This is a genomic window from Kribbella sp. NPDC051718 (genome assembly GCF_040681515.1).
Taxonomy (GTDB): domain Bacteria; phylum Actinomycetota; class Actinomycetes; order Propionibacteriales; family Kribbellaceae; genus Kribbella.
In genome coordinates this window covers 362,181-386,956 of the sequence record NZ_JBFAYZ010000005.1, presented here as the reverse complement: position 1 = coordinate 386,956, position 24,776 = coordinate 362,181, and the positions used below count along the sequence as shown (strand labels likewise).

The 24,776-nt window shown below is 68.0% G+C and carries 24 protein-coding genes; 15 read left to right on the top strand and 9 right to left on the bottom strand.

Features of this window, described 5'->3' with window-relative positions; genetic code table 11:
- The first annotated feature begins 51 nt into the window (after positions 1 to 51).
- Positions 52 to 819, top strand: coding sequence for a dimethylargininase (gene ddaH, locus AB0M15_RS21115; protein ID WP_363821344.1), 768 nt, complete (start codon positions 52 to 54; stop codon positions 817 to 819).
- Here ddaH and AB0M15_RS21110 read toward each other — a convergent pair.
- Together AB0M15_RS21110 and AB0M15_RS21105 are read right to left on the bottom strand one after the other, a co-directional pair.
- Positions 799 to 1,755, bottom strand: a complete 957-nt coding sequence (locus tag AB0M15_RS21110; protein WP_363821341.1) for a tetratricopeptide repeat protein — start codon at positions 1,753 to 1,755, stop codon at positions 799 to 801. The two genes, ddaH and AB0M15_RS21110, sit on opposite strands and share 21 nt — an antisense overlap.
- Positions 1,748 to 3,112, bottom strand: a complete 1,365-nt coding sequence (locus tag AB0M15_RS21105) for a DNA polymerase IV (RefSeq protein WP_363821339.1) — start codon at positions 3,110 to 3,112, stop codon at positions 1,748 to 1,750. Before AB0M15_RS21105 ends, AB0M15_RS21110 begins: the two co-directional genes overlap by 8 nt.
- A gap of 60 nt (positions 3,113 to 3,172) precedes the next feature.
- On the opposite strand from AB0M15_RS21105, the gene AB0M15_RS21100 reads away from it, so the two are divergent.
- From AB0M15_RS21100 to yidC, 7 genes are all read left to right on the top strand, one after another.
- Complete coding sequence (locus AB0M15_RS21100; protein WP_363821336.1) at positions 3,173 to 3,961, top strand: MBL fold metallo-hydrolase; 789 nt, start codon at positions 3,173 to 3,175, stop codon at positions 3,959 to 3,961.
- Positions 3,962 to 4,067: 106 nt separating this feature from the next.
- Positions 4,068 to 5,546 (top strand): glutamate--cysteine ligase, encoded by a 1,479-nt coding sequence (locus AB0M15_RS21095; protein ID WP_363821334.1) that lies wholly within the window; start codon positions 4,068 to 4,070, stop codon positions 5,544 to 5,546.
- Positions 5,547 to 5,952: 406 nt separating this feature from the next.
- Positions 5,953 to 6,366, top strand: coding sequence for a universal stress protein (locus tag AB0M15_RS21090; protein ID WP_020388269.1), 414 nt, complete (start codon positions 5,953 to 5,955; stop codon positions 6,364 to 6,366).
- A gap of 1 nt (position 6,367) precedes the next feature.
- Positions 6,368 to 6,985, top strand: coding sequence for an HhH-GPD-type base excision DNA repair protein (locus AB0M15_RS21085; protein WP_343979024.1), 618 nt, complete (start codon positions 6,368 to 6,370; stop codon positions 6,983 to 6,985).
- Between the two features lie 222 nt (positions 6,986 to 7,207).
- Positions 7,208 to 8,506 (top strand): RNA polymerase sigma factor, encoded by a 1,299-nt coding sequence (locus AB0M15_RS21080; RefSeq protein WP_343979027.1) that lies wholly within the window; start codon positions 7,208 to 7,210, stop codon positions 8,504 to 8,506.
- Positions 8,507 to 8,526: 20 nt separating this feature from the next.
- Entirely contained in the window at positions 8,527 to 8,796 is a 270-nt protein-coding gene (locus tag AB0M15_RS21075) for a DUF6412 domain-containing protein (RefSeq protein ID WP_363821331.1), read from the top strand.
- A 48-nt stretch (positions 8,797 to 8,844) separates the two neighbouring features.
- The gene (yidC, locus tag AB0M15_RS21070) at positions 8,845 to 9,522 is read left to right on the top strand and encodes a membrane protein insertase YidC (protein WP_363821328.1); all 678 of its coding nucleotides are present in this window, start codon (positions 8,845 to 8,847) and stop codon (positions 9,520 to 9,522) included.
- A gap of 3 nt (positions 9,523 to 9,525) precedes the next feature.
- On the opposite strand, the gene AB0M15_RS21065 is transcribed toward yidC, so the two are convergent.
- Positions 9,526 to 10,770, bottom strand: coding sequence for a YncE family protein (locus AB0M15_RS21065; protein WP_363821325.1), 1,245 nt, complete (start codon positions 10,768 to 10,770; stop codon positions 9,526 to 9,528).
- Positions 10,771 to 10,884: 114 nt separating this feature from the next.
- Here AB0M15_RS21065 and AB0M15_RS21060 point away from each other — a divergent pair, with 114 nt between their 5' ends.
- The 5 genes from AB0M15_RS21060 (at position 10,885) to ppk2 (ending at position 16,559) form a co-directional block, all read left to right on the top strand.
- Positions 10,885 to 12,018 carry a helix-turn-helix domain-containing protein gene (locus tag AB0M15_RS21060; protein WP_363821323.1) on the top strand — a complete coding sequence of 378 codons (1,134 nt, stop codon included), beginning with the start codon at positions 10,885 to 10,887 and terminating at the stop codon, positions 12,016 to 12,018.
- Positions 12,019 to 12,091: 73 nt separating this feature from the next.
- Complete coding sequence (locus tag AB0M15_RS21055; RefSeq protein WP_363821321.1) at positions 12,092 to 13,432, top strand: FAD-binding oxidoreductase; 1,341 nt, start codon at positions 12,092 to 12,094, stop codon at positions 13,430 to 13,432.
- A gap of 21 nt (positions 13,433 to 13,453) precedes the next feature.
- On the top strand, positions 13,454 to 14,893 hold the full coding sequence (locus AB0M15_RS21050; protein WP_363821318.1) for a hypothetical protein: 1,440 nt from the start codon (positions 13,454 to 13,456) through the stop codon (positions 14,891 to 14,893).
- A gap of 44 nt (positions 14,894 to 14,937) precedes the next feature.
- Positions 14,938 to 15,573 carry a class I SAM-dependent methyltransferase gene (locus AB0M15_RS21045; protein WP_363821315.1) on the top strand — a complete coding sequence of 212 codons (636 nt, stop codon included), beginning with the start codon at positions 14,938 to 14,940 and terminating at the stop codon, positions 15,571 to 15,573.
- A 77-nt stretch (positions 15,574 to 15,650) separates the two neighbouring features.
- Positions 15,651 to 16,559, top strand: coding sequence for a polyphosphate kinase 2 (gene ppk2 / locus AB0M15_RS21040; RefSeq protein ID WP_363821312.1), 909 nt, complete (start codon positions 15,651 to 15,653; stop codon positions 16,557 to 16,559).
- Positions 16,560 to 16,562: 3 nt separating this feature from the next.
- Here the strand turns inward: ppk2 and AB0M15_RS21035 are convergent, their stop codons facing one another.
- From AB0M15_RS21035 to AB0M15_RS21020, 4 genes are all read right to left on the bottom strand, one after another.
- Positions 16,563 to 18,080 carry a HAMP domain-containing sensor histidine kinase gene (locus AB0M15_RS21035; protein WP_363821309.1) on the bottom strand — a complete coding sequence of 506 codons (1,518 nt, stop codon included), beginning with the start codon at positions 18,078 to 18,080 and terminating at the stop codon, positions 16,563 to 16,565.
- On the bottom strand, positions 18,080 to 18,781 hold the full coding sequence (locus AB0M15_RS21030; RefSeq protein ID WP_363821307.1) for a response regulator transcription factor: 702 nt from the start codon (positions 18,779 to 18,781) through the stop codon (positions 18,080 to 18,082). The genes AB0M15_RS21035 and AB0M15_RS21030 overlap by 1 nt, the downstream gene beginning before the upstream one ends.
- Before the next feature lie 97 nt (positions 18,782 to 18,878).
- Positions 18,879 to 19,424, bottom strand: coding sequence for a hypothetical protein (locus AB0M15_RS21025; protein ID WP_363821304.1), 546 nt, complete (start codon positions 19,422 to 19,424; stop codon positions 18,879 to 18,881).
- Positions 19,425 to 19,542: 118 nt separating this feature from the next.
- Positions 19,543 to 20,028 carry a DUF456 domain-containing protein gene (locus AB0M15_RS21020; RefSeq protein WP_363821302.1) on the bottom strand — a complete coding sequence of 162 codons (486 nt, stop codon included), beginning with the start codon at positions 20,026 to 20,028 and terminating at the stop codon, positions 19,543 to 19,545.
- Positions 20,029 to 20,070: 42 nt separating this feature from the next.
- On the opposite strand from AB0M15_RS21020, the gene AB0M15_RS21015 reads away from it, so the two are divergent.
- Complete coding sequence (locus AB0M15_RS21015; protein ID WP_363821299.1) at positions 20,071 to 22,053, top strand: glycogen debranching N-terminal domain-containing protein; 1,983 nt, start codon at positions 20,071 to 20,073, stop codon at positions 22,051 to 22,053.
- On the opposite strand, the gene AB0M15_RS21010 is transcribed toward AB0M15_RS21015, so the two are convergent.
- Positions 22,046 to 22,675 (bottom strand): LysE family translocator, encoded by a 630-nt coding sequence (locus AB0M15_RS21010; protein ID WP_363821297.1) that lies wholly within the window; start codon positions 22,673 to 22,675, stop codon positions 22,046 to 22,048. The genes AB0M15_RS21015 and AB0M15_RS21010 overlap by 8 nt on opposite strands.
- An 85-nt stretch (positions 22,676 to 22,760) precedes the next feature.
- Here AB0M15_RS21010 and AB0M15_RS21005 point away from each other — a divergent pair, with 85 nt between their 5' ends.
- Positions 22,761 to 24,239, top strand: coding sequence for a PLP-dependent aminotransferase family protein (locus tag AB0M15_RS21005; RefSeq protein ID WP_363821295.1), 1,479 nt, complete (start codon positions 22,761 to 22,763; stop codon positions 24,237 to 24,239).
- Between the two features lie 88 nt (positions 24,240 to 24,327).
- Here AB0M15_RS21005 and AB0M15_RS21000 read toward each other — a convergent pair whose 3' ends face one another.
- A complete protein-coding gene (locus AB0M15_RS21000; RefSeq protein WP_328323792.1) occupies positions 24,328 to 24,579 on the bottom strand; it encodes a hypothetical protein in 252 nt (83 codons plus the stop codon).
- Between the last annotated feature and the right edge of the window lie 197 nt (positions 24,580 to 24,776).

Genomic DNA, 24,776 nt, shown 5'->3' with positions numbered 1-24,776 from the left:
CCCGGTACCCGCATCGGCCGCCTTCATGCGTGCCCGGGTTAGCCTGCTCGGATGGTCACCGTTCGTGCACTCGTCCGCCGCCCGAGCCCACGCCTCGCCGAGGGCCTGCTCACCCACCTCGAACGCGTCCCCGTCGACTTCGAGCTCGCCCAACGCCAATGGCAGCAGTACGTCGATGCGCTGACTGCCGCCGGCTGGAGCACCGTCGAGGTGCCGCCGGTCGATGATTGCCCGGACGGCGTATTCGTCGAGGACACGATGGTTGTCTACGGCAACCTCGCCGTGATCGCCCGGGCAGGAGCCGACGAGCGCCGGCCGGAAGCTGCCGAGGCCGAGCGTGCCGTGGCCGCTCAGGGCTACCGGATCGCCCATGTCACCGACCCCGGTACCTTCGACGGCGGCGACATCCTCAAGGTCGGTTCCACCGTGTACGTCGGCCTGGGCGGCCGGACGAACCAGGCCGGCATCGACCAGTTGCGTCAGCACCTCGAGCCGCTTGGTGCCGAGGTGGTCGCAGTACCGGTTCAGAAGGTCCTCCACCTGAAGTCGGCGGTGACCGCACTGCCCGACGGCACGGTGATCGGCTACGAGCCGCTGACCGACAACCCGGCCGCCTTTCCGGAGTTCCTCGCCGTACCCGAGGAAGGCGGCGCGCATGTCGTGCTGCTGGGGGAGGACCGGCTCCTGATGGCTGCCTCCGCCCCGAAAACCGCCGAACTGTTCCGCGAGCGCGGCTACACCCCGGTCGTCGTCGACATCAGCGAATTCGAGAAACTGGAAGGCTGCGTGACGTGTCTGTCAGTCCGACTTAGGAGCTAACGTCCACCGCCGCCGAGCCTCCGCGGACAGCTCGCGGTCCTTCCGCTTGCCGCGGAGGTCGGTCGCCTCGCACGCCTCCAGCAGGAAAGCACGGTAGGTCTCGGTGTCGGGGTGATCGCCGCCGAGGCCTTCGATGCTGTCGGCAAGCGTCAGCTCCAGCACCTGGACCGCGGCGCCGAGCTGATCGGCGAACATCGTCGCCCGGCCGAGTGCCGCGCGGGTCCGGAGCACCTTCGCGTTCTGCCGGCCGAGGGTTTTCTCGTCCTGCTCGACCAGTTCGCCGAGCAGCTTCATCTCCGCCCGCGGGCCGCCGACCATCAGCTGAGCGCCGGTCTCGCCTTCGACGGCGATCCGGGTCAGCTTGTGCTCGGCGCCGAAGACGCGGACCAGCTGCGGCGTGATGAGCTCGAACCAGCCGATCGCCGAGGCATAGTCACCGGTCGCGAGCAGCGCCTGCGCCACCCGGAGCCGGACCTGCAGCGTCGCCGGATCGTCGGCCCGCAGCACCTTCTCGCAAGCGGCCAGCGAAGCCTCGTACAACGGCAAGGCGCCCGCCGAGTCGCGAGCGGCCCAGTGCGCCTCGGCCTGTTCGTACGTCGCGTCGACCAGCTCGGGGTGGTCCTTGAACTCCGACGGCGGCGGCTCCTCCGAGAACGCAGGCACGGCGGCCGGCCCATCGAGGAGGCGGCGGCCGACGAAGCTGCGGCCGCCGGTTCGGATGATCCGGAACCGGCCGCGGAAGGCGACCGGGATCAGCAGGAAGGTCGAGTAGAGCGTCCGCACCGACGAACCACAGTCCGGGCAGACGTCTCGATGGCCGTAGAAGCGACTGCCCATGCCACTCAGCCGGGTCGCCGCATCCGGCGCTCGCCAGGCTGTCGACGACGCGGTGCAGGCTCGGCAGAACGGGTACACCCCGCCGCGGACGTCAGTCATTCAGCCCATCTTGGCCGGTTTCGGCCGGTTTGTCGTCCTCGACGCCTGAAAGGGCATGTTTCGTCAGCTCCGGGTCGGTGACCGCGAAGGTCCGGACCGGCCCGGCCGGCGTCTGCGCGGTCTCGAACCGGACCGTCACGAGCCCGCGCCCGGAACCCCAGACCCAGCCCTCGCCGTGCTCGGTATGCACGACGTCCTGCCCCGGGTAGTACCCGGCCGACAGCCGGTCCCGCGGCCGCTCGGGCAACTCGATCCCTTCGACCGGTACCTCCGCCGCGTGCTCGCTCTCCGTGAACAGGTCGTCCTGGATCCAGTCGGCGAGCGAGGACACCCCGACCCCGAGCAACCGAAGCCCGCCGGAGATGTCGCTGTCCTCGAGCAACCGGCGCGCCATCCGGGCGATCACCCGCGGATCGTCGGTCGGGCCGGCCAGTGTCGACGAGCGGGTGTGCGTCGTGAAGTCGTGCATCCGCGTCTTCACCGTCACGGTCCGGCCGGACAGTTGCGCCTTCTGCAGCCGCTCGGAGACCTTGTGCGCCATCCGGTCACCGATGGCCGCCAGCAACGACCGGTCGATGATGTCGGTCTCGAAGGTGTCCTCGACGCTGACCGACTTGGTCTCCCGATCACTCACCACCGGCCGGTCGTCGGACGCCGTCGCGAGCCGGTGCAGGCTCGACCCGTGCGCCGACCCGACCTGCCGGATCAACTCGTCCTGATCCAGCTGCTGCAGATCGCCGACCGTCCGGACCCCGGCCATGCTGAGCCGCTGCGCGGTTGCCGGCCCGACGCCTGGGATCACCGTCACCTGCATCGGCGCGAGGAACTCGGCCTCGGTGCCGGCCGGCACGACGACGACTCCGTCGGGCTTGTCGAGATCACTCGCGATCTTCGCGATCAGCTTGGACGTACCGGCCCCGACCGAAGCGGTCAGCCCGCCGCTCGCCTCTTTGATCGCCGCCTTGAGATCGTTCGCGATCGCCTCGACGTCGTCGACCGTCAGGTTGCTCAAGCCGGCCGCCGCCAGGTCGACGAACGCCTCGTCGAGCGACAGCGGCTCGACCAGTGGTGACAACGCACGCATCTGCGCCATCACCGCCTTGCTCACCTCCCGGTAAACCTCGAAGCGGGGCCCCAGGTACGCCGCGTGCGGGCAGCGCGAGCGCGCCTCGGCGGTCGACATCGCCGACCGCACGCCGTACTTGCGTGCCTCGTACGACGCCGTGGAGACGACTCCGCGCAGGCCGATGCCGCCCACGACGACGGGCTTGCCGCGCAGGGAGGGCTTGTCCCGCTGCTCGACCGCTGCGAAGAACGCATCCAGGTCGACGTGCAGGACGGACGGATCGGTACGCACGGAACCCAGTCTCCCCGGAACCACCGACAATTCGGCCCACCGCCCTGGCACGATCGCCCCATGACGACTTTCCCCGCCTGGGACGACGGCACGACGACGACCACGCCCGAGCACCAGATCTTCTGGTACGACGACCGGACCGCGATCATCCGGCAGGCTCTCCACACCAACTTCGAGGGCCCGTTCATCTACCTCCTGCTCGGCTCCGAGCGAGCCCTGCTGCTCGACACCGGCACCGGCCACATCGACCTGCGCGGGATCGTCGACGGGCTGCTGGCCGGCCGCGACCTGGAGCTGGTGGTCGCGCACACGCACGGCCACGGCGATCACGTCGGCGGCGACGACCAGTTCGACACCGTCGTCGGAAAGTCGGCGGAGGCGGTCGCCGAGTACTTCGGTATCACTGCCTGGCCGGAGCAGATCGTGGAGTTCGACCTCGGCGATCGAGTCCTCGACATCATCCCGATCCCCGGCCACCACGCCTCGCACGTCGCCTACTACGACCGCTCGACCCGGCTCCTGCTCACCGGTGACTCGCTGTACCCGGGCCGGCTGTACGTCTTCGACTGGCCCGTCTTCCAGGCGAGCGTCGCCCGGCTGGCCGCGTTCGTTGCCGCGGGCAATCCGGTTGACCTGGTCCTCGGCACGCACATCGAGCTGACGACCGAGCCCGGTGTCGACTTCGACTTCGGTTCGGACAAGCACCCCGGCGAACACGAGTTGCAGCTGGCCCCCGGTGTACTGACCGAGCTCGCCGAGGTGATGGCCGCGGCGGGGGAGACGCCGCACCGGATCGTCCGCGATCACTTCATCGTGTTTCCGCTCTCGGCGACCGGGGAACCGCTCTGATCAGCCGCACCGGCGTACCAGCGGGTGAACAGCGACGCGACAAGCGTCCCGGATCAAGCGCGCTTCGGGCAGACTGAGGCAAGGGAACCTGACAGGGGAGGCGCTGATGGGCGAGGAAGTCGACCGGGTCGAGTTCACCCGGGCGGATCGGACCGCGTTCCGCAACCAGGTCCATCGCAATCTGGACGCGTTCGCGCGGATGCTGCGCGAGTCCCGGTTCGAGGCCGAGCGGCCGATGACCGGGATCGAGATCGAGCTGAACCTGGTCGACGAGAACTGCGATCCGGCGTTCAAGAACTCCGAGGTGCTGAGCGCGATCGAGGACGACGCGTTCCAGACCGAGCTGGGTCAGTTCAACATCGAGATCAACGTGCCGCCGGGCAAGATCGACGGCACCGGTCTGACCCGGATGGAGGAGTCCATCCGCGACAGCCTGAACGCCGCCGAGGAGAAGGCGCAGCGGACCGGCTCGTCGATGGTCGTGGTCGGGATCCTGCCGACCCTGCTAACCGAGCACATCCACCGCGAGGCGCTCAGCACCAACCCGCGGTACGCGTTGCTGAACGACCAGATCTTCCAGGCCCGCGGCGAGGACGTGCAGATCGCCATCGACGGGATCGAGCGGCTGCAGGTCACCGCCGACAGCATCGTGCCCGAGGCCGCTTGTACGTCGACACAGTTCCATCTGCAGGTCACGCCCGAGGCGTTCCCGCGGTACTGGAACGCGGCCCAGGCGATCTCCGGCGTGCAGTTGGCGATCGGGGCCAACTCGCCCTTCCTGTTCGGCAAGGAACTGAACCGGGAGACCCGGATCGCCCTGTTCGAGCAGGCCGCCGACACCCGCACGCACGAGCTGAAGACGCAGGGCGTCCGGCCGCGGGTCTGGTTCGGCGAACGCTGGATCACCTCGATCTTCGACCTGTTCGAGGAGAACTCGCGTTACTACCCGGCCTTGCTGCCGGTCACCTCCGACGAGGACCCGATCGCCGTGCTGGATCGCGGCGACACCCCGGCTCTTTCGGAGCTTCGCCTGCACAACGGGACGATCTACCGCTGGAACCGCCCGGTGTACGACGTCGTCCGGGAGAAGCCGCATCTGCGGGTGGAGAACCGGGTGCTGCCGGCCGGCCCGACGGTCGTCGACACGATGGCGAACGGTGCCTTCTACTTCGGTCTGGTCCGAGCACTGGCCGACGACGAGCGGCCGATCTGGTCGCAGATGTCGTTCAGCGCCGCCGAGGAGAACTTCCACGAGGCGGCCCGGCAAGGCATCGACGCCGAGGTGTTCTGGCCAGGAGTCGGTACGGCCCGGGCAACCGAGCTGGTCCTGCGGCGGCTGTTGCCGCTGGCATCGCGCGGGCTCGATTCGTGGGGCGTCGACCCGGCCGCCCGGGATCGCTTGCTGGGCATCATCGAGCAACGGTGCCTGACCAATCGCAACGGCGCTTCCTGGCAGGCCGATGAGTTCCACCGCCTGTATACAAAGGGCTCGCACGGTCGCAAGGACGCGTTGCGGGGCATGCTGCGGCGGTACCGCGACCACATGCACGAGAACCTCCCGGTTCACGAATGGCCGATCGACTGAGCGGGTTAACCGCGTAAGTCGCCGCAAGACAACGAAGGACACAGGCGGAACCGGGGTCAGCCCGGTGGAACCGGTACGCCCCTTGCCGAAGGCAACGGCGTACCGGTCGCTGTCCGTCAGGAAAAGAGGGGGCTGGCGCGGCGGGTCGCAACCCTGCAAAGGTGTGCGCCACGAAGGTTAGACCGCGACAGGGCGGGTATGGAGACGTGAACCGTTGGGGGACGGTGTTCGGCAGCCGGGTTGGGTACTGGTCCGGTCACGGTCGTGTTGCGGGCGCAATTGCCCAAGCGTCACGGTCGCGACACAGATCGTGCATTTCCACAGATGCCGGAGCGGGTTCAGGGCAGTATCGTTCGGAACGGGTCGACCGTTTCAGGTGATGGACACCCGGAGGTGAGGCAAGTCGATGACGACCATCGTCGTGGGTTATGTGCCGAAGGCCGAAGGGCGCGCGGCGCTCCGGCGGGCGGCAGAGGAGGCGAAGCTGCGCGACGCCAAGCTGGTGGTGGTGAACTCGCACCGGGGTGGACGCAGCTTCGACAGCGACGAGGCCGCGGCCAGTGATGCCGCGTTGACGGAGGTACGGGAACAGCTCGACTCGACCGGCGTGCCCTACGAGGTGCGGCAGCTGGTGCGTGGACTTGATCCGGCGGAGGACCTGGTGGCCGTCGCCGAGCAGGTGCACGCGGAATTCATCGTGATCGGTCTGCGGCGCCGGTCCCCGGTCGGAAAGCTCATCCTCGGCAGCAACGCCCAGCGGGTGCTGCTCGATGCTCCGTGTCCGGTGCTTGCCGTGAAGGCAGACGAAGGGGAGGACTGAGGTGACTTCGACACGCAGCAAGAAGCTGTGCCTCGCACAGCAGCCCGACGCCGACGAGATGCTGAGCAGAGACGCGTTCGCGCTGCTGGTCGGCATGTTGCTCGACCAGCAGATCCCGATGGAGCGTGCCTTCGCGGGTCCGGTTGCGATCGCGCAACGAATGGACGGCCCGTTCGATCCGTCCACGGTGGCCGCCTACGACCCGGACGGTTTCGTCGAGGTGGTGGCCGGCCCGCCGGCCGTGCACCGGTTCCCGACCGCGATGGCGGCCCGGATCCAGACGCTGGCCAAGCATCTGGACGAGGAGTACGGCGGTAACGCCTCGGCGGTCTGGGCCGATGTGAAGAGTGGTGACGACCTGCTGGCCAGGTTGTCGGCTCTTCCTGGCTTCGGCGCGCAGAAGGCGAAGATCTTCGTCGCATTGCTCGGCAAGCAGCTGAAGGTCCGGCCGCGCGGCTGGCGCGAGGCGTCCGAACCGTACGGCGAGGACGGTGCGTACAAGTCCGTCGCCGACGTGATCGACGTGGCGTCGCTGGTCAAGGTGCGGCAGTTCAAGCAGGAGCAGCAGGTGGAGAAGCGGGTCGTGGCGAGACCGCTACGGCAGACCAGGAACAGTTGAACACTGGACTTTGTGTACTACCGGTACCAGTACGGAGGGTGGACTGGTACCGGTTGGGCGCGCCGTTGAGGGGGTCGTGGGAGGTCCGGACTTGGTGGCCGGATTACAATGAAGTGTTGCTGCCGCCTGACCAGCGCGGGGCCACCGACTCGCAGTACCCGAAACACCGTAGTAGCTGTAATCAGAACCCTGCAGACTGAATCGTCAGACGAGAGGTAATTCGTGTCGTCCAGCTCGTCCGAGAATCTTCCCGACGAGTCCACTCGGGCGGTGGCCGCCACCGCCCGCAGTACGACTCAACGGACCACGGCCAGTGTGAAGAAGACTGCCGCTCCCGCCAAGAAGGCTGCTGTGTCCCCCAAGGAGGACGGTATTCCCGCGAAGAAGGCCGCCGCGAAGAAGGCGCCGGCGAAGAAGGCCGTGTCCGAGGCGGGTCTCGCGATCGACCCGAAGACCGGTAAGCCGCGCGCGCTGGACGAGGTCGACGAGTCCGACTTCTCCGCCGACGCCGTCAAGCCGCTGGAGAAGGAGCTCACCGAGGACCAGGGCTTCATCGTCTCCGAGGCCGACGAGACCGACGAGCCCGAGCAGCAGGTGATGGTCGCCGGCGCCACGGCCGACCCGGTCAAGGACTACCTGAAGCAGATCGGCAAGGTCCCCCTGCTGAACGCCGAGCAGGAGGTCGAGCTCGCCAAGCGGATCGAGGCCGGCCTGTTCGCCGAGGAGCAGATCGGCGACGCCGAGACCAAGCTCAAGGAGAAGGTCAAGGACGAGTACGAGTGGATCTCGGAGGACGGCCGGCGGGCCAAGAACCACCTCCTCGAGGCCAACCTGCGACTCGTCGTCTCGCTGGCCAAGCGCTACACCGGCCGCGGCATGCTGTTCCTGGACCTGATCCAGGAGGGCAACCTCGGTCTGATCCGCGCGGTCGAGAAGTTCGACTACACCAAGGGCTACAAGTTCTCCACCTACGCGACCTGGTGGATCCGGCAGGCGATCACCCGCGCGATGGCCGACCAGGCCCGGACGATCCGCATTCCGGTGCACATGGTCGAGGTCATCAACAAGCTGGCCCGCGTCCAGCGCCAGATGCTGCAGGACCTGGGCCGCGAGCCCACTCCGGAAGAGCTCGCCAAGGAGCTCGACATGACCCCGGAGAAGGTCATCGAGGTGCAGAAGTACGGTCGTGAGCCGATCTCGCTGCACACCCCGCTGGGTGAGGACGGCGACTCGGAGTTCGGCGACCTGATCGAGGACTCCGAGGCGATCGTGCCGGCCGAGGCCGTCTCGTTCACCCTGCTCCAGGAGCAGCTGCACGCGGTGCTGGACACGCTGTCCGAGCGGGAGGCCGGCGTCGTCTCGATGCGCTTCGGCCTGACCGACGGCCAGCCGAAGACGCTGGACGAGATCGGCAAGGTCTACGGCGTCACCCGCGAGCGGATCCGGCAGATCGAGTCGAAGACGATGTCGAAGCTGCGGCACCCGTCGCGCTCCCAGGTGCTCCGCGACTACCTGGACTAGTCACCTGGCATGATGGATTCATGATCGAGAAGGCACTCGCCGGCATCTGGATGCTGGCGATGCCTGCCCTCGGTCAGGACTCCGGCTTACTGGCCGTCGCCGTATTCACGGCGGCGGCCGTTTTGCTTGCCGTCGTCCAGCTGTCCGGGACGGCGTCGCAGCGCCCGCTCTCGTCGCCGCTACCCGCGCGCGCCAGCGCCACCCGTGCCAACTCCCGCCGTACCGCGTACCTTCTGCTCCGCGACCCTGACGCCGCCGGGAGGTCGCGCCCACGAGCACCGGGAAGGTAGCCGAGTTCTCTCGCTACCCATCCCTTTTCTCACTCGTGGAGTCTTGCTGTGCCTTCCTTCCTGGAGGCACCGGTCGCCGGTGCCTATCACTTGCTCACGTCCCTCGTCGACGCCATCCAACCGCTGGCCGGTAGCTACGCCGCCGTACTGGCGATCGTCCTCTGCACGCTCGCCGTACGATCGCTGCTCATCCCACTCAGCCTGCGCGCCCATCGCGGCATGCGCGCCCGTGCAGTCCTCATGCCCGAACTGAAGAAGCTGACCGACAAACACCGCGACAACCCCGAACGGCTGCAACGCGAGGTCGCCAAACTGCAAGCGGACTCGGGCACCACGCTCTTCGCCGGCTTCCTCCCGACGCTCGCCCAGCTGCCGTTCTTCTGGCTGATGTACACGCTGTTCTCCCGCGCCGTCGTCGGCGGCGAGTCCAACCAGCTCATCAGCGGCAACCTCTTCGGCGCCCAGCTCGGCCTGCACTGGCCCGTCTTCACCGGTACGCCGGCCTTCCTCGTGCTGGCCGTTCTGCTGGCGATCCTCGCGTGGTTCTCCGCCCGCCTGGCACTGCGCCAACTCGACGAGACAGCAACGCCACTGTCTCGTCGGTTGGCGCAGTTCCTGCCCTACGGCACGCTGCTCACGGTCGCCTTCGTACCGCTCGCAGCCGGCATCTACCTGCTGACGACAACTACCTGGACCGTCGTCGAACGCACGATCCTGCAGCGGTAGGCCTCAGCCGGTAGGGCCGGTCCAAGCGGTCGGGACCTTGCCGATCCGGACCCGTTGCGGATGATCGCCGACCACGATCGACGCGATCTTCTGGCCGGTGGCGAAGCTGATCGAGGTGACCCGGTCCGAGCCGCTCTCGGAGACCACACAGGCGGTACCGTCACCGGTCACCGTCGCCCAGTACGGCTTGGAGACCGTGACCAGTGGGCCTTCCTGCAGCGTCGCGCGATCGACGACGGTGGCGTAGTCGTCCATCGTCCCTGCCACGCAGAGCTTCTGGCCGTCCGGGCTCATCGACAGCCCGTGGTGACGGGAGTCGTTCACCCACTTGGTCCGGTCCTCGGTGGTGGCGGGGTTCTTCGGCAGGGTCTTGATCCGGGTGATCTTGTCGGTGGCGACGTCGTACTCGAGCAGCCCGTTGAAGAAGGAGACCTGGAAGTAGAGCTTCGACTCGTCCGGGGTGAACGCGACCGGCCGGACGGAGTCGGAGAGGTCCTTGCGGCCGGCCGCGTCCAGCCGGGGACGCATGTCGATCTCCTTGACCTTCTGGAAGGTGGTGGTGTCGACGACGGTGATCTTGCGGTCGCCCTTGGTCCAGTCCAGCCAGGGCTCGTCGAGGGCGGTGTTGACCTCGCCGATGGCGCTGGTCCACAGGTAGCGGCCACCGTTGGTGAACGTGTTCTCGTGCGGCTTGTCGCCGGTCTGGTACGAACCGAGCTGCTGTCCGGTGCGGATGTCGAGCACATGCACGGTGTTCGAGGTCGACGCGGACACGGCTACGCGTTCGCCGTCGGGGGAGACGGCCATGTGGTCGGCTCGATACCCCGAGACGGGGAACCGCCAGCCGACCTGACCGGTACTGAGGCTGACCGACACCACGTCGGCGAAGCTCGGGCGCGACACGACCACCCAGTTGCCGTCCGGGGTCGTGTACAGGTCGTCGACGTACTGGTCGTGTCCCTCGCCGACAGTGGCGCGGATGCCGAGGAAGTAGCCCAGCCGGATCGGGTCCGCGTAGATCTCGGCGAGGCGCTGGTCCTTGTCCGGGATGAGGTTGATCCGGCCGATCTTGGTCAGGTCGGCGGTCGGCGCGACCACATCGGCCGTGCCTTCCCAGTTGTTGCCGACGAACAAGACGGGCTTGGTTTCGGCGGCCGTAGCGCCGGTGGAGGCGGCGGCGGACGGAAGCATGGTGGTGGCGAGGGCTGCGACGGTGAGCCAGAGGGCGGTACGACGAGGCTTCGGCATGGCACCAGGTAACCAACGAGTAGCGTTGGGTTGCTAGGCCGCAGCCGCCAACGGGGACGGGCGCGCTTGTGGCTCGTCGACAAAACCGGGGCCGATCGACAGTGAGGGGTCGCGATGGCCATCGATCAGCAGGGGCGCGCCCTGTTCACCGAGATCGTCCGGGCGATGGCGACCGATGCCGAGGTGATCGAGGCGGTGGTCGAGGCAGCCAGGGGTGATTCGCCCGCGGTGGCGGGGCTGCCGATCGCCGAGAACCGCCGGCACATCGCGCTGATGGTCACCGCGGGGCTGACCGCGTTCGCCGACCGCGAGAACCTGCGGTCCGAGGATTTCGCCGCTGCTGTCCAGCTGGGTGCTGACCGCGCGGCCCAGGGCATCGGCCTCACCGAGCTGCTCCGGGGCGTGCACGCGGGTCGGAGCAGGGCGATCGCACTCACCATGGAGCGGAGCCGGGCGTCGGGTGTCCCGGCCGGCCTGCTGGTCGACGTGATGCTCGACTTCGAGCGGTACGCCGGTGAGCTCGAGCGGCACGTGGTCAGCGGGTACCACGCCGCCGAGCTGCGCCTGTCCCGCACGCCACGCGACACGCGCATCCGACTACTGCGCCGGCTCTTGCTCGAAGACCTGCCCCTGGAGGAGCTGGGACGCGCCGGGCTCTCACTCGATCGGACCTACTGCTGCGTGGTGTCCGACGTCGCCGATCCCGGCCAGGCGCGAGCGATCGAGCGACGCCTCGCCAGCCCGGACGGACTCTTCGGACTCGTCGAGGGAAAGCTGGCAGGACTGGTGACGCGCAGTCCATCGGCCGACCAGATCACGGCTCGGGAACTGGTCGTCGTCGCGCCCGCAACACCCTTGAGACAGATCCCGAAGGTGTACGCGACCGCTCGGGCGGCTCTTGCCGCAGCAGGTGATCGTCGCGGTCTGCACAACCTGTCGGACCTGGCCGTGGAGACTGCGTTGGCGACCCAACCTGTCCTGGCCACCATCCTTGCGCAGGAACTGATGGGCGTACTCGATCCAGCCGACCGCTACCACCGCCAGTTGGTCAGCACCGCGCTCACGTACCTCGACACGGGCAGACGCCTCGACCAGACCGCCGCAGCCCTGCATCTGCACCCCAACACGGTCCGCTATCGCCTCAGTCGCCTGACCGCCCTCACCGGGTGGTCCCCGGACGGATCACAGGCTCCACTGCAGGCAGCCCGCGACTGGTGGGCACTCAGAACCTGGCTCACCACCTCCTAGCCCGTCGTCACATCTCGGTGGCCTGTGTCGTCAGTGGGGTGTGAATGGGTCTCTAGGTGTGAGGAAGGACGTCATGAGTTCAGCAGTGGAAGCACTCCGTCAGGACTTTGGTGGGGACATCGTCGAGCCGGGCGGGGCGGAGTACGAGGCGGTCAGTGGGTCGGTGCTGGTGCCGGGGAGCCCGGCGTATGTGCTTCGGCCGGCGAGTGTTGAGGACGTGCAGGCCGGGGTCAGGTTCGCTGTCGACACCGGGCTGAAGTTGTCGGTGCGTGGTGGTGGTCATGGGTTCGCGGGGTTCGGGACCAACGACGGTGGTGTGGTGATCGAGCTGAGCCGGCTTGCGGGTGTGGAGGTCGTCGACAAGGAACGGCACCTGGTACGGATCGGAGGCGGCGCCGTCTGGGGGCAGGTCGCGGCCGCGCTGGCGCCGGATGGCCTGGCGATCTCGTCGGGCGACACGAGGAGTGTCGGCGTCGGCGGGCTGACCTTGAGCGGTGGCATCGGCTGGAAGGTCCGGAAGTACGGACTGGCTCTGGACAGCCTTGTCGCCGTCGAGCTGGTGACTGCCGACGCCGAGGTTGTCCGGGCGAGCAATGACGAGAATCAGGAGCTGTTCTGGGCGGTCCGTGGTGGCGGTGGCAACTTCGGGATCGTCACCGCTTTCGAGTTCGCGGCGCACCAGACGACGGACGTCTTCTTCGGCAAGATCTCCTTCCCTGCAACGGAGTTGACGACCGTGCTGCAGGGCTGGGCGGAGTACCTGGGGACGGCACCAGAGGAGCTCACCAGCATCGTGGACTTCGCCAATCCGTTCCTCGGCGGGCCGAACGCGCCGGTCGAGGTCAGCGTCGCCTACGACGGTGACGACCTGGAGCTGGCCGCGCAGGCGATCGATCCGATCCGCCGGCTCGGCACGGTGCTCAGCGACGAGGTGACGCTGAAGCCGTACGCGGACATCCTGGTGGACGGTATGACTCCGCCGCCGGGGATCCAGATCGTGACCCGCAGCGGTTTCGTGGACACCGCTGCGGTGCCCGAGGTGCTGGCGATTCTGGCCGAGGCTGCGGCGATGGGGCGGTCGCCGATCATGTCCGTTCGCAGCGTCGGCGGTGCGGTGGCGCGAGTCGCCGACGATGCCACCGCGTACGCGCATCGCCAAGCGGAGTTGATGTTCGCGACGACCGTACTGGGCCCGAAGCCGGCCATCGAGGCGGCCAGTCCGGGGCTGCTCGCGATCTGGGTGCGGCTGGGACCGCACGTCAGCGGCTCCTACTCCAACTTCCTCAGCTCGACGACCGAGGAGGCTGTCGCGACGGTCTATCCGGCCGCGACGCGTGCGCGGCTCGCGGCGGTCAAGGCGCAGTACGACGCCGGCAACCTGTTCGCCGGCAACCACAACATCCAGCCTGGGTGATTTCGCCTGTACGTTGCTGGGGTGGATGAGGAGATCGTCGAGCTGTTGCTCGGCCTGGCCAAGGACGAGCTGGGGGCGGACCTCGACAACTGGCAGCCCGGCCAGTTGACGACGGTCCTGTACGACCTGCTCCCGTACTCCGGTGGCGTCCGGCCCGGCTGGATCGACGAACTGCGGACCGGGTTCCCGGAGTTCGTCACCATCCTCCGCCAGACCGGACGCCTCCAGCTGGCTGAGCTGCTCGAAGGCGAGGCCGAGGCCGCACTCAACGATCCGGGCCTCGGCCGGACCGATCCGGTGGACTGGTGCCGGTATCGCCGCCAGCAGCACGCGTTGGCCGGGCCGGTCGAGGGCCAGGCCGAGCTGCCGCTGGAGCCGCTCCCCGGTTCGCCGACACCGGTCACGCAGATGCCCAGTCTCCTCGCGGCGGCGGCTGCCGGCTCGGAGCTGCTGGGCGAGCTGCATGAGTTCGCGTTGGACGTCTATCGGACCAAGCAGGAGCAACCCGAGCACAGGTTGTGGCGCATTGCGGTGCTGGCCGGATGGATCTGCCCGAGCCCGGTCAGTCCGCAGTACGGGCCGTCGATGCACGCGTGGTCGCCGGATGACCCTGAGCTCACACCGGCGCGGCCGCTGATCGCCTGGCTGGAGACGTATCGGGTGGTGCTCACCGAGTCGCCCGAGTTGATGGACGTGTTGCTGACGGCCTTTCGCGATGGATCGGCGGCTGCTCCGGACGGTACCGAGCCGCTCGAGCGGCTGGGCGCCGTCACGGTCGCGGACGGGCGACTGGAGATGACGGCGGTCGGCGTACGGGGGTTGTTCACGCGGGGGAGGTGGGCGGATCCGGCGTACTGGTTGCTCGATCCGGGGCAGTGGTGGGCGAATCTGCGGTCGGAGGATCTGCGAGCGTTCATGACTGCGGCGTCGAATCTCTGCCTGGTCGAGCAGGCGTGGAGTGTGCAGCGCTGGTTCGAGCAGGCCGATCCGCTGGAGTTCGCGTATCAGTTGGTGCGGCTGGGCAGTCAGGTGCACGGCGCGGTGCTGAACACGGTCTTCGGATACCTGCTGCGGATCGGGCTCGAAGCGGCGCCGGCGGTCGAGGAGTGGCTGGTGACCGAGGAGCTGTCGGGGCTGGGCTGGATCTGGTTCGACGCGATCGGCGCGCCGATGGCCGGGATTCCGACCGAGCACGCGCAGTACCTGGCGACGACCGAGATGGTGCGATCGCTCGACGACCTGAGAGCACTGCTGGACCGGTACGCCGAGTACCCGCCGGAGCCGCCGCTGCCCGGTACGACGATCGACGAGCTGATGTTCAGCGTCCCACTGCGGATCGGGACCGCGCGGGTCAACAACCTGGTGCAGCGTGTGCTCAACGCTGAGCTCGACGGGGAGCCGGGGGATCGCGACGAGCTGCTCGCGATCATCGCGGAGGCCCGCCTGGAGTTGCTGGAATAGCAATTTTCTTTGTCAGATCGGCGCGGACCTCAGATGCTGGAGACATGACTGTGGACAACAGAACCGCCGAAGAGTACTGGAACGACCGCTACCGCGAGAGCACCCGGATCTGGAGCGGCAACCCCAACGTCGAGCTGGTGAACGAGGTCTCCGGCCTGACGCCGGGGACCGCTCTCGACCTCGGCTCCGGTGAGGGCGGCGACGCCATCTGGCTGGCCAAGCAGGGGTGGCGGGTGACCGCTGTCGACGTCTCGGCGGTGGCTCTGGAGCGCGCGGCGCGGCACGCGGAGGAAGCCGGCGTCGGCGGGCAGATCGACTGGCAGCAGCATGAGCTCGGGAAGTCGTTCCCGGACGGGACCTTCGATCTGGTGTCGGCGCAGTTCCTGCACTCGACAGTCGAGCTGCCCCGCGAGGAGATCCTACGGACGGCGGCCGAGGCCGTGGCGCCCGGTGGGGTGCTGCTGATCGAGGGGCACCTCGACTGGCCCGACTCGCTGCGGCACACGGATCACCCGGACGTGCACTTCCCGACGCCGGACGAGGTGATCGCCGATCTGTCGCTGGACGACGGTCGCTGGGAGATCCTGGTCAGCCGCGCCCACGACCGTGAACAGGTCGTCGACGGCGAGACGCTGACCCGTCGCGACAGCACGGTGAAGGCACGCCGGCTGCTCAGCTGACCGCCCGGGAAGGTGTTCACCGTGCGGACAGTCCATGTTCACCATCGACCAGCCTGGCCCGGCGAATCTTGGGGTCTATGAGCACCCCTGATCTGGTCCAGGAGTTCGGGTTCCGCGTACTCGACGAAGAAGACGATGACCCGGTCCTGCTGCGCGCCGACGGTACGCCGGTCGACACCTGGCGGGAGGGCTACCCGTACGGCGAACGCCTGGCCCGCGAGGTCTACGACCGGGACAAGCGGCTGCTCCAGATCGAGCTGCTCAAGCTGCAGTACTGGGTGAAGCGCTCGAAGCAGAAGCTCGTGATCATCTTCGAAGGCCGGGACGCGGCCGGCAAGGGCGGCACGATCAAGCGGTTCATGGAGCACCTGAACCCCCGCGGCGCCCGGATCGTCGCCCTGGAGAAGCCGACCGACCGCGAGCAGACGCAGTGGTACTTCCAGCGGTACGTCGAACACCTGCCGGCCGCCGGCGAGATGGTGCTGTTCGACCGCTCCTGGTACAACCGGGCCTGCGTCGAGCGGGTGATGGGGTTCTGCAGCGACTCGCAGTACGAGGAGTTCATGCGGCAGGCGCCGGAGTTCGAGCGGATGCTCGTGCGCTCGGACACCCACCTGGTGAAGCTGTGGTTCTCGGTGTCGCAGGCCGAGCAGCAGACCCGCTTCATGATCCGGCAGATCGACCCGGTCCGGCAGTGGAAGCTGTCGCCGACGGACCTGGCGTCGCTCGACAAGTGGGGCGACTACACGGAGGCGAAGGAGGCGATGTTCCACTACACCGACACGCCGCACGCGCCGTGGACCGTGGTCAAGAGCAACGACAAGAAGCGCGCCCGGCTCGAGGCGATGCGGCACGTGCTGAGCCTGTACGAGTACGACAACAAGGACCATGAGCTGGTCGCGCAGGCCGACGCCAAGATCCTCGGCCCGGCCGCCCAGGTCTTCGAACACGGCGAGTCGACCAACCGCCAGTTCCCGGAGCTGTAGTTCTCAGGCCATGACGGGAAGGTGGACCGTGAAGGTGGCGCCGTGGGGGACGGTGTCTGTCACGGTCACCTTGCCGCCGTGCGCCGCCACCAGGGCGGCGACGATGGACAGGCCGAGGCCTGAGCCGCCGGTGGACCGGGTGCGGGCCGAGTCGGCCCGGTAGAAGCGTTCGAAGACCTTGACCTTCTGCTCCTCACTCAGGCCGGGGCCGGTGTCGGCGACCTCCACGATCGCCTCCCCGTTGCGCGTGCCGACCGAGAGGGTGATCGGCGCGTCGACCGGAGTGTGGTGCAGCGCGTTGCTGACGAGATTGCCGAGTACTTGCCTCAGGCGGGCTTCGTCGCCATTGACGACCGGCGCGCCGGAGTCCGGCAGAATCTGGAGCTTCACCTGGCGCCCCGGCTGGACAGCCTGCACATCGTGCACCGAGTCGCCGGCCAGCGTCAGCAGATCCACCGGCTGATGCTGCAGCGGCCGCTGCTGATCGAGCCGAGCGAGCAGCAACAGGTCGTCGACGAGCAGCCCCATCCGCTTGGCCTCGTCCTCGATCCGCTTCATCGTCGCGGGGTCCGCCGCGGCCCCCTTCTGCCGGGTCAACTCCGCAAACCCCCGGATCGACGTCAACGGCGTCCGCAACTCATGACTGGCGTCCGCGATGAACCGCCGCATCCGCTCCTCTGACTGCCGCGCATTCTCCTCAGACCTCCTCGCCGCATCCTCCGACCGCCGAGCCGCAAACTCCGACGCGGTCCGCTGCGCGAACGCCCCCTCGATCTGCCCCAACATCTGATTCAACGCCAACGACAACCGCCCCACCTCAGTCCGCGGATCCCGCTGAGGCATCCGCCGACTCAAATCCCCACCAGCAATAGCCACCGCCGTATGCTCCACATCCTCCAACCCCCGAAGACTCCGTCGTACGACGTACGTCCCGACCCCGGCGAGCAGGATGAGCAAGATGACACCGGTGGCCGCCTGGATACCGATCAGCCGGTCGATGGTCTGGTCCATGTCGCCGAGACTCTGAGCGAGCATCACCGATCCGCTGCCGTCCTCGAGCTCGACGTCGAGGACTCGCCACGTCGCGCCGCCGGTCACCGCTTTGGTGTTGAACGGCTGGCCGTCGAGACTGCGCACCTGGTCGACGTTGAGCGAAGGCAGGTCCGGCAGCGGATCGGATTCGGCGAACGGAGCGCGGCACGGGCCGATGGCCAGCGTGCCGTCAGACTCGTTGTACTGCACGACGAAGGCGCTCGGCAGCGGAGGCCGCCGGCCATTGCCCGGACCGTTCTGCCCCGGACCGCTCTGCCCCGGGCAGGTCGGCACGTCGAGCCCGCGGCGCTGCAGAGGTTTCGCAGCCTGGAGCAGTTGGTCGTCGACCTTGTTCACGAGGTAGCCGCGCATGATCGTGGTCGCGGTGAAGCCGGAGGCCAGCAGGGCTGCGGTCACCAGGGCGAGGAGCACCACGATCATCGTGATCCGCAGCGGGTACCGGTCCGCCAGGCGGCGGTGGGGGTGCATTAGTTGGGGCCTCGGGGAGTGCGGAGGACGTAGCCGACGCCGCGGACTGTGTGGAGGAGTTTCTGGTCGCCGGTGTCGACCTTGCGGCGGAGGTAGGACATGTAGGACTCGACTACTCCGGCGTCGCCCGCGAAGTCGTAGTTCCAGACGGCGGAGAGGATCTGGCCCTTGGACATGACGCGCTCGGCGTTCTCGAGCAGGCAGCGGAGGAGTTTGAACTCGGTGAGGGAGAGTTGCACCGCCTCACCGGCCTTGAACACCTCGTAGCTGTCCTCGTTGAGTTCGAGGTCCGCGTACCGGAGTACGGCCGGTTCGGTCGCCGTCTGTTCGCGATGACCGGAGCGGCGCAGCAGGGCGCGGACCCGGGCGACGAGCTCGTCCAGGCTGAACGGCTTGGTCACGTAGTCGTCGCCGCCGGTGTGCAGGCCGAGGACCTTGTCCTCGACCGCGTCGCGCGCGGTGAGGAACAGCACCGGTACGTGCCGGTCCTCACCGCGCAGCCGGCGGACCACCTCGAAGCCGTCCAGGCCGGGCATCATCACGTCCAGCACGACGAGGTCGGGTTCGACCTCGCGCGCCTTGCGCAGCGCCTCTGCGCCGTGTGTCGCCGTGGTCACGTCGTACCCGGCGAAGCGCAGACTCGCGGACAGCAGCTCGACGATGTTCGGTTCGTCGTCGACGACCAGCAGGTGCGGGCTCATGGTCCCAGTCTTACGCCCGCACCCTGGCCAACCCTGGGAGATTCCTGGCAATCGACTGTGAGTGTCCGCCCTGAATCAGCCCTGAATCAGCCCTGGATCAGCGTGGCCCGCGCTCGCCGAAGCCGAACTTCTTGTGCGACGCGTCCCGCTGGGTGCCGTCGGAGACGCTGGTCGCCGTCGACTTGCCGTCGGCCACGATCGCCGAGACGTTGACCGTGTTGCCGGTCTTGATGCTGGTGATCCCGTCCCGGGTCGCGTTGACGAGCGTGTCGGCCGTGACCACGTACTCCTTGCTGTAGCCGTCGGCGCTCTTCACCGTGATCGCGTCCTTGCTGACCGCCGACACGGTGCCGGTCTGGGTTGCGACGGTCTGGTAGCCGCCGCCGTCCTTCTCGACGGTGAACTCGCCGTGGAGCGCCTTACCGAACCCGAACTCGCCGTGCCGGCCAGGTCCGCCGGGGCCACCAGGACCCTCGGGCTTGGCGGGGTTCGCCGAGTTGGGCGCTGACGGGGACGTGGACGGGCTGGGATCGGCGTTGGTCGCCGCCCAGGCGACTCCGCCGGCTCCGGTGGTGACCACGACCGCGGCCACCGTCCCGACCAAACGCCAGCGGTTGTCGGTGAGCTTCTGCTTCGACGCCATGCGGTACTGCCTCCCGAAACTGCGTACCAAGCGGGTCACCTGGTACTGGTCATCCCACGATCCGCGGCGGACCTGAGACGAACCTCCGGTGAGCCTGGCAAGAAGCTGGCAACCCGGTTCAGACTCCGAAGAGCACGGCGACGAGCCAGACGGCGGCCGCGAGCGACGTCCCGATCAACTCGATCAGGATCGAGAGACCGGTCGCTCGCAGAGCGTGTTTGGTCGACGTCCACGCCTGGTCGTGGGTGCCGAGGCGCTGCCGCTCGGACAGGTACACGCCGACCGGGAAGCCGACGAACATGCCGACCACCGGGATCACAAAGAAGCCGACGATCCCGAGCACGACGCCGATCAGCATCGATCTTCGCGGTACGCCGGACTCGCGCAGCCGCCGCTCCGGCACGATGTACTTGACCACCTGGCTGGCCCCGATCAGCACCACCGCAGCGGACAGTACGATCCAGCCGGTCGCGCTTTGCTCCTCCAGCGCCCAGACCAGGATCGCGGCCAGACTGAGGATGGCGCCGGGCAGCACCGGGATCACGATGCCGAGAATGCCGACGAAGATCACCACGCCGACCAGGAACGTCGCAACGCTGTTCACGGCCCCCACTCTGCCGTAGATCAGCGGTCTTAGGGTGGACCTATGCCTGATCTTCACGATCTCGTCACCACGCTCGCCGCTCCCTGGGTGGTGCTGTCACCGCGATCGGGGCAGTTGACCGGTACCGGCGCGGAGGGTGTCTACGCCCGCGATCGCCGGATCCTGTCGCGGCTGGAGGTGACCGTCGACGGCCGTCTTCCGAAGCCGGTGCAGGTCGACGAGCCGGCCACCGGCACCACCCGGTACGGCGCGGTGCTGGACGGCCTGGGCGACGCCGGCCACGACCCGACGGTGACGCTGCTCCGCACCCGGCAGGTGGACGGCGCCGGCGTCACCGAGCGCATCACGGTCGTGAACCGCTCGCACGAGACCGTCGACTGCGAGCTGATTGTTGCCCTCGGCACCGACCTGGCGGGTACTGCGGCAGTCCGCAGTGAGGCAGCCATCGACCTTCCGGCGATCGAACCGACCGTCGACGCGGACGGCCTGCACTGGGACGACGGCTCAGGTGTCCGGGCGAGTGTCGCCTTCGAGCCGGCCCCGGACCTCAACCAGAGCTGGAGGTTGAAGGTCGATCCGGGCCAGTCGGCAACTGTGACGCTCAGGTTGACCGCGAGCTTCCCGGCGGCCGAAGGCTTCAGCATCGAACCGCCGGCCGAGCGGCCGGAGTACGACGGCATCGAGCTGGAGTGCGACGACCAGCGGATCACCCGCTGGATCCGCCGCTCGCTGGCCGACGTGGCCGGGCTGCAGTTGTCGGCCGATGGGGGAGAGCGCTATCTCGGCGCCGGCCCGCCGTGGTACCTGACCCTCTTCGGCCGCGACTCACTCATCTCCGCCGGCATGCTGATCCCGGTCGACCCCCAACTCGCCGCCGGCACCTTGCGAGCGCTCGCCGCGCACCAGGGAACCCGTGTCGACGCGACGGCGGCCGAGCAGCCGGGGAAGATCCCGCACGAGCTGCGCTCCGAAGTCGCCGACCACGGCGGTGGTCTGGTGCTGCCCGCGGCGTACTACGGGACGCACGACGCAACCCAACTCTGGATCACCACGCTGCACAAAGCCTGGCGTTGGGGGATGCCTGCGGAGGAAGTACGGGCGTTGCTGCCGAACCTCCACAGAGCGCTCGCCTGGATCCGCGACTACGCCGACCCCGATGGCGACGGCTTCCTCGAGTACATCGACGAGACCGGCCACGGCCTGGCCAACCAGGGTTGGAAGGACTCCAGCGACTCCGTCCAATGGCCCGACGGCACGATCGCGCCTGCGCCCATCGCCCTCTGCGAGGTCCAGGGCTATGCGTACGCCGCCGCGATCGCCGGCGCCGAACTCCTGGATGCCTTCGACCTGGACGGCTGCTCGGAATGGCGAGCCTGGGCCGCCGATCTCAGAGAGCGCTTCCGCGCGTCCTTCTGGGTGGATGGCTATCCCGCCATCGCCTTGGACGCCGCCAAGCGCCCGGTGGCCGGCCCGGCCTCGAACATGGGCCATCTCCTCGGCACCGGTCTGCTCGATGCCGCCGAGGAAGCCGCCGTCGCCAAACAGCTGGCCTCGCCCGAACTGAACAGCGGCTTCGGGCTGAGAACGTTGTCGACGGCAATGACTCACTTCAACCCGCTGGGCTACCACACCGGCAGCGTCTGGCCGCACGACACCGCCATGGCCATCCAGGGCCTGTACGCCGCCGGCCACCCCGCTACCGCGACCTCGTACGTGCAAGGTCTGCTCACCGCTGCCGAGTCCTTCGACTACAGACTCCCGGAGCTGTACGGCGGCGAAGGCATCGACCAGGAGACCACGCCGACGCCATACCCGCTGTCTTGTCGCCCACAAGCCTGGGCCGCTGCTTCCGCGATCGCCGTCGTGATCGCAGCTCTGGGCATCGACCCCAACGTCCCGGCAGGCACCCTCGACCTGAGGCCCGCCGCCGTCCTGCCCTGGCAACGCATCAAGCTCGAGGGAATCCGCGTCGGCGACCACCTACTGACGATTGACTTCAACGACGGCGTACTGACAGTCAGGTGAGAGCGCCGAGGGCGGCGACCGCGGCGATCGTCAGGTAGATGCCGGCGACAACATATTTGCGCAGGCCGGCAAACCGCCCGCCGGTCCGCATCCGGCGGCCGAGCGCGTCGGCTCCGAGGGCGTAGCAAAGATCGAGCGCCAGGCCGATGAACAGGACAGCGAGGCCGAGCAGCAGCATCTCGTCGCGCACTTGCCCGGTACCGGCGCCGCGGCTGGTGAACTGGGGGAGGAAGGCAAGGAAGAACAGCGCGGCCTTCGGATTGAGCAGGTTGACGAGCACGCCGTCGCGGAAGACCCGGCCGAGTGTGGTGACCTTGATGCCACCCACACCTTGCGACTCGGACGAGGTGAGGGTTCGCACGCCGAGAAACGCCAGGTAGCCGGCGCCGGCCAGCGAGATCACCGTGAAGACCAGCGGCGATGCCTGTACCACGGCAGCCAGACCGAGCGCGGCGAGCAGGATGTAGACGATCGAGCCGGTCTCGATCGCGAACGCCGACACCACTCCCGCACGGCGGCCCTGGGTGAGACTGCGGAGGGAGATGTAGATGTTGTTCGGTCCCGGCATCCCGACCAGTACCACCGTCGCTCCGACGAACCCGAGCGCCTGCCCGATCCCCATCCACTGACCTCCACTCTCGAATTGGACTGCTTGCGACTAGCCTGACGAGCTTCGAGGCAGTCCACCCGAGCCAATGAGGAGAGAAGTGGACCGTTCTGGAGATCCCGCCGCTCTCGCGTCGTTGATCGGGCATCAGCTGACCGAGCACTCGGGTGGGCTCTATCGACGGCTGGCCGATGCGATCGGCGCGTTGATCGGATCCGCCGAGTTGCCGGTGGGCGCGCGGCTGCCGGCCGAGCGGCCGTTGGCTGAGGCCTTGGCGGTCAGCCGGTCTACAGTCGTCGCGGCGTACGACGAACTGCGCGCACGTGGACTCGTCGAGAGCCGCCGAGGCAGCGGTACGACGGTCGCGCCGGCCGCCTCCAAGGGCCGCTCACGCGCCGACAAACGGATGCCCACCGGGTACGGCGAATCGCTCTTCCACCGGATCGCGCACGGACCGAGCGAAGTGATCGCGATGACGTACGCCGTCGACCCCGGCATCCCCGAGTTGGCGGCGGAGGTGGAAGACCTCGCGCGCACCGAACTCCCGTTGCTGCTGCAAGGAGTCGGCTACCACCCACGCGGTCTCGAGGTACTCCGTGAGCGCATCGCCGACCATTTCGCGGAGTCAGGTCTGCCGACGACTCCCGACGAGATCGTGGTGACGAGTGGAGCGCACCAAGCGATCGCCTTGGTTACCCAGATGTATCTGCGCACGGGTGCGGCCGTCGTGATCGAGCAACCGAGCTGGCCGGGCTGCTTCGACCTCTTCGGGGCCGCGGGTGGTCGCGTGGTCGGCGTACCGCTGGACGATGCCGGTGTCCGGCCGGATCTGCTGGCGGCCGCGTTCCGGGAGCATCAGCCGGCGATGCTGTTCGTGATGCCGACCTTCCACAACCCGACCGGCCGGCTGATGTCGTCAGCGCGACGCCGCCAGGTCGCCGAGTTGGCCGCCAAGCATGGCGTGGTGGTTGTCGAGGACAACGCGTACTCCGCGTGGGATCCGGCCGGACCCGACGTACCGGCACCGCTCGCCGCCTATGCCCCGAAGGACGCCGAAGTCCTCACGATCGGGTCGGTGTCCAAGGCCGTCTGGGGCGGCCTGCGGATCGGCTGGATCCGGGCGCCGCGTCCGTTGGCGGAACGGCTGGCCAGACACAAAGCACTCGCCGATCTCGGCAGTCCGGTGATCGAACAGGCACTCACCGCGCGATTGTTGCCGAGGCTCACCGAACTCACCGCGGCGCGGGCGACAATGGCGACGGCGAGAAAACAGTTGATGGGTCAGTTGCTGACAAAGCGCCTACCGGAATGGGTCTGGGAAGAACCCGTCGGCGGGTCCGCATTGTGGATCCGGTTGCCGGATACCGACGCGCGGATCTTCGCTCAGGTCGCATTGCGGCACGGTGTCGAGGTGGTGGCCGGCCGGGCGATGGATCCGACGGGGGAGCACGACGGCTACCTGCGGGTGCCGTTCAGCTACTCCGCCGAGGTGATGTCGGATGCCGTCGACCGGCTCGCATCGGCTTGGCGTGAGTTGCGGCGACACGGGCCAGCTGACGCGGTACCGGAGATCGTCTGAGAGATGACGGATGGCGGTCACCCTGTCCGGGTGACCGCCATCGAAGATTAGTCGTTGGGAGCGCCCTCGTTGGCGCCGCGAGGCCGGGTTACCGGTCGCCCTCCGCAGGGACCGACTCGGCGGGCTTGGCATCTTCGAGCTTGCCCGTCTCGTCGTGGATCGTGATCGCGATGTTGCGCAGCTTGTCCGCGTGCTCACGTCCGTGGTGGGCGCAGAAAAGTAGCTCCCCACCGGAGGTCAGGGTCACACGAACGTAGGCCTGCGCGCCGCAGCGGTCACAACGGTCCGCAGCCGACAGGGTCGAACTCGGGGCGAGTGCTGTAGTCACTTGAGGCCTCATCTCATCTAGTTCCGTACTCACCAGATAGCAACATCCTGACATGCGGTTCGCTTCCCGGTAGGGCCAGCGTGTCCGAATGTGAGACGAACCACCTGTTCCCTTATGACGCATATTGACGGGGAATCGTTTCGGATTCGGGTGATCTGCTGTTTCCAACGGGTGTCGGGCGTGTCTTCTTTCACTGTGCGCTACATCTT

What these genes read in the sequence shown, in the direction of transcription:
- ddaH (WP_363821344.1), top strand. Translation starts at nt 52, where the DNA reads ATGGTCACCGTTCGTGCACTCGTCCGCCGCCCGAGCCCACGCCTCGCC.
- AB0M15_RS21110 (WP_363821341.1), bottom strand. Translation starts at nt 1,755, where the DNA reads ATGACTGACGTCCGCGGCGGGGTGTACCCGTTCTGCCGAGCCTGCACC.
- AB0M15_RS21100 (WP_363821336.1), top strand. Translation starts at nt 3,173, where the DNA reads ATGACGACTTTCCCCGCCTGGGACGACGGCACGACGACGACCACGCCC.
- AB0M15_RS21095 (WP_363821334.1), top strand. Translation starts at nt 4,068, where the DNA reads ATGGGCGAGGAAGTCGACCGGGTCGAGTTCACCCGGGCGGATCGGACC.
- AB0M15_RS21090 (WP_020388269.1), top strand. Translation starts at nt 5,953, where the DNA reads ATGACGACCATCGTCGTGGGTTATGTGCCGAAGGCCGAAGGGCGCGCG.
- AB0M15_RS21075 (WP_363821331.1), top strand. Translation starts at nt 8,527, where the DNA reads ATGATCGAGAAGGCACTCGCCGGCATCTGGATGCTGGCGATGCCTGCC.
- AB0M15_RS21065 (WP_363821325.1), bottom strand. Translation starts at nt 10,770, where the DNA reads ATGCCGAAGCCTCGTCGTACCGCCCTCTGGCTCACCGTCGCAGCCCTC.
- AB0M15_RS21060 (WP_363821323.1), top strand. Translation starts at nt 10,885, where the DNA reads ATGGCCATCGATCAGCAGGGGCGCGCCCTGTTCACCGAGATCGTCCGG.
- AB0M15_RS21055 (WP_363821321.1), top strand. Translation starts at nt 12,092, where the DNA reads ATGAGTTCAGCAGTGGAAGCACTCCGTCAGGACTTTGGTGGGGACATC.
- AB0M15_RS21045 (WP_363821315.1), top strand. Translation starts at nt 14,938, where the DNA reads ATGACTGTGGACAACAGAACCGCCGAAGAGTACTGGAACGACCGCTAC.
- ppk2 (WP_363821312.1), top strand. Translation starts at nt 15,651, where the DNA reads ATGAGCACCCCTGATCTGGTCCAGGAGTTCGGGTTCCGCGTACTCGAC.
- AB0M15_RS21035 (WP_363821309.1), bottom strand. Translation starts at nt 18,080, where the DNA reads ATGCACCCCCACCGCCGCCTGGCGGACCGGTACCCGCTGCGGATCACG.
- AB0M15_RS21030 (WP_363821307.1), bottom strand. Translation starts at nt 18,781, where the DNA reads ATGAGCCCGCACCTGCTGGTCGTCGACGACGAACCGAACATCGTCGAG.
- AB0M15_RS21025 (WP_363821304.1), bottom strand. Translation starts at nt 19,424, where the DNA reads ATGGCGTCGAAGCAGAAGCTCACCGACAACCGCTGGCGTTTGGTCGGG.
- AB0M15_RS21015 (WP_363821299.1), top strand. Translation starts at nt 20,071, where the DNA reads ATGCCTGATCTTCACGATCTCGTCACCACGCTCGCCGCTCCCTGGGTG.
- AB0M15_RS21010 (WP_363821297.1), bottom strand. Translation starts at nt 22,675, where the DNA reads ATGGGGATCGGGCAGGCGCTCGGGTTCGTCGGAGCGACGGTGGTACTG.
- AB0M15_RS21000 (WP_328323792.1), bottom strand. Translation starts at nt 24,579, where the DNA reads ATGAGGCCTCAAGTGACTACAGCACTCGCCCCGAGTTCGACCCTGTCG.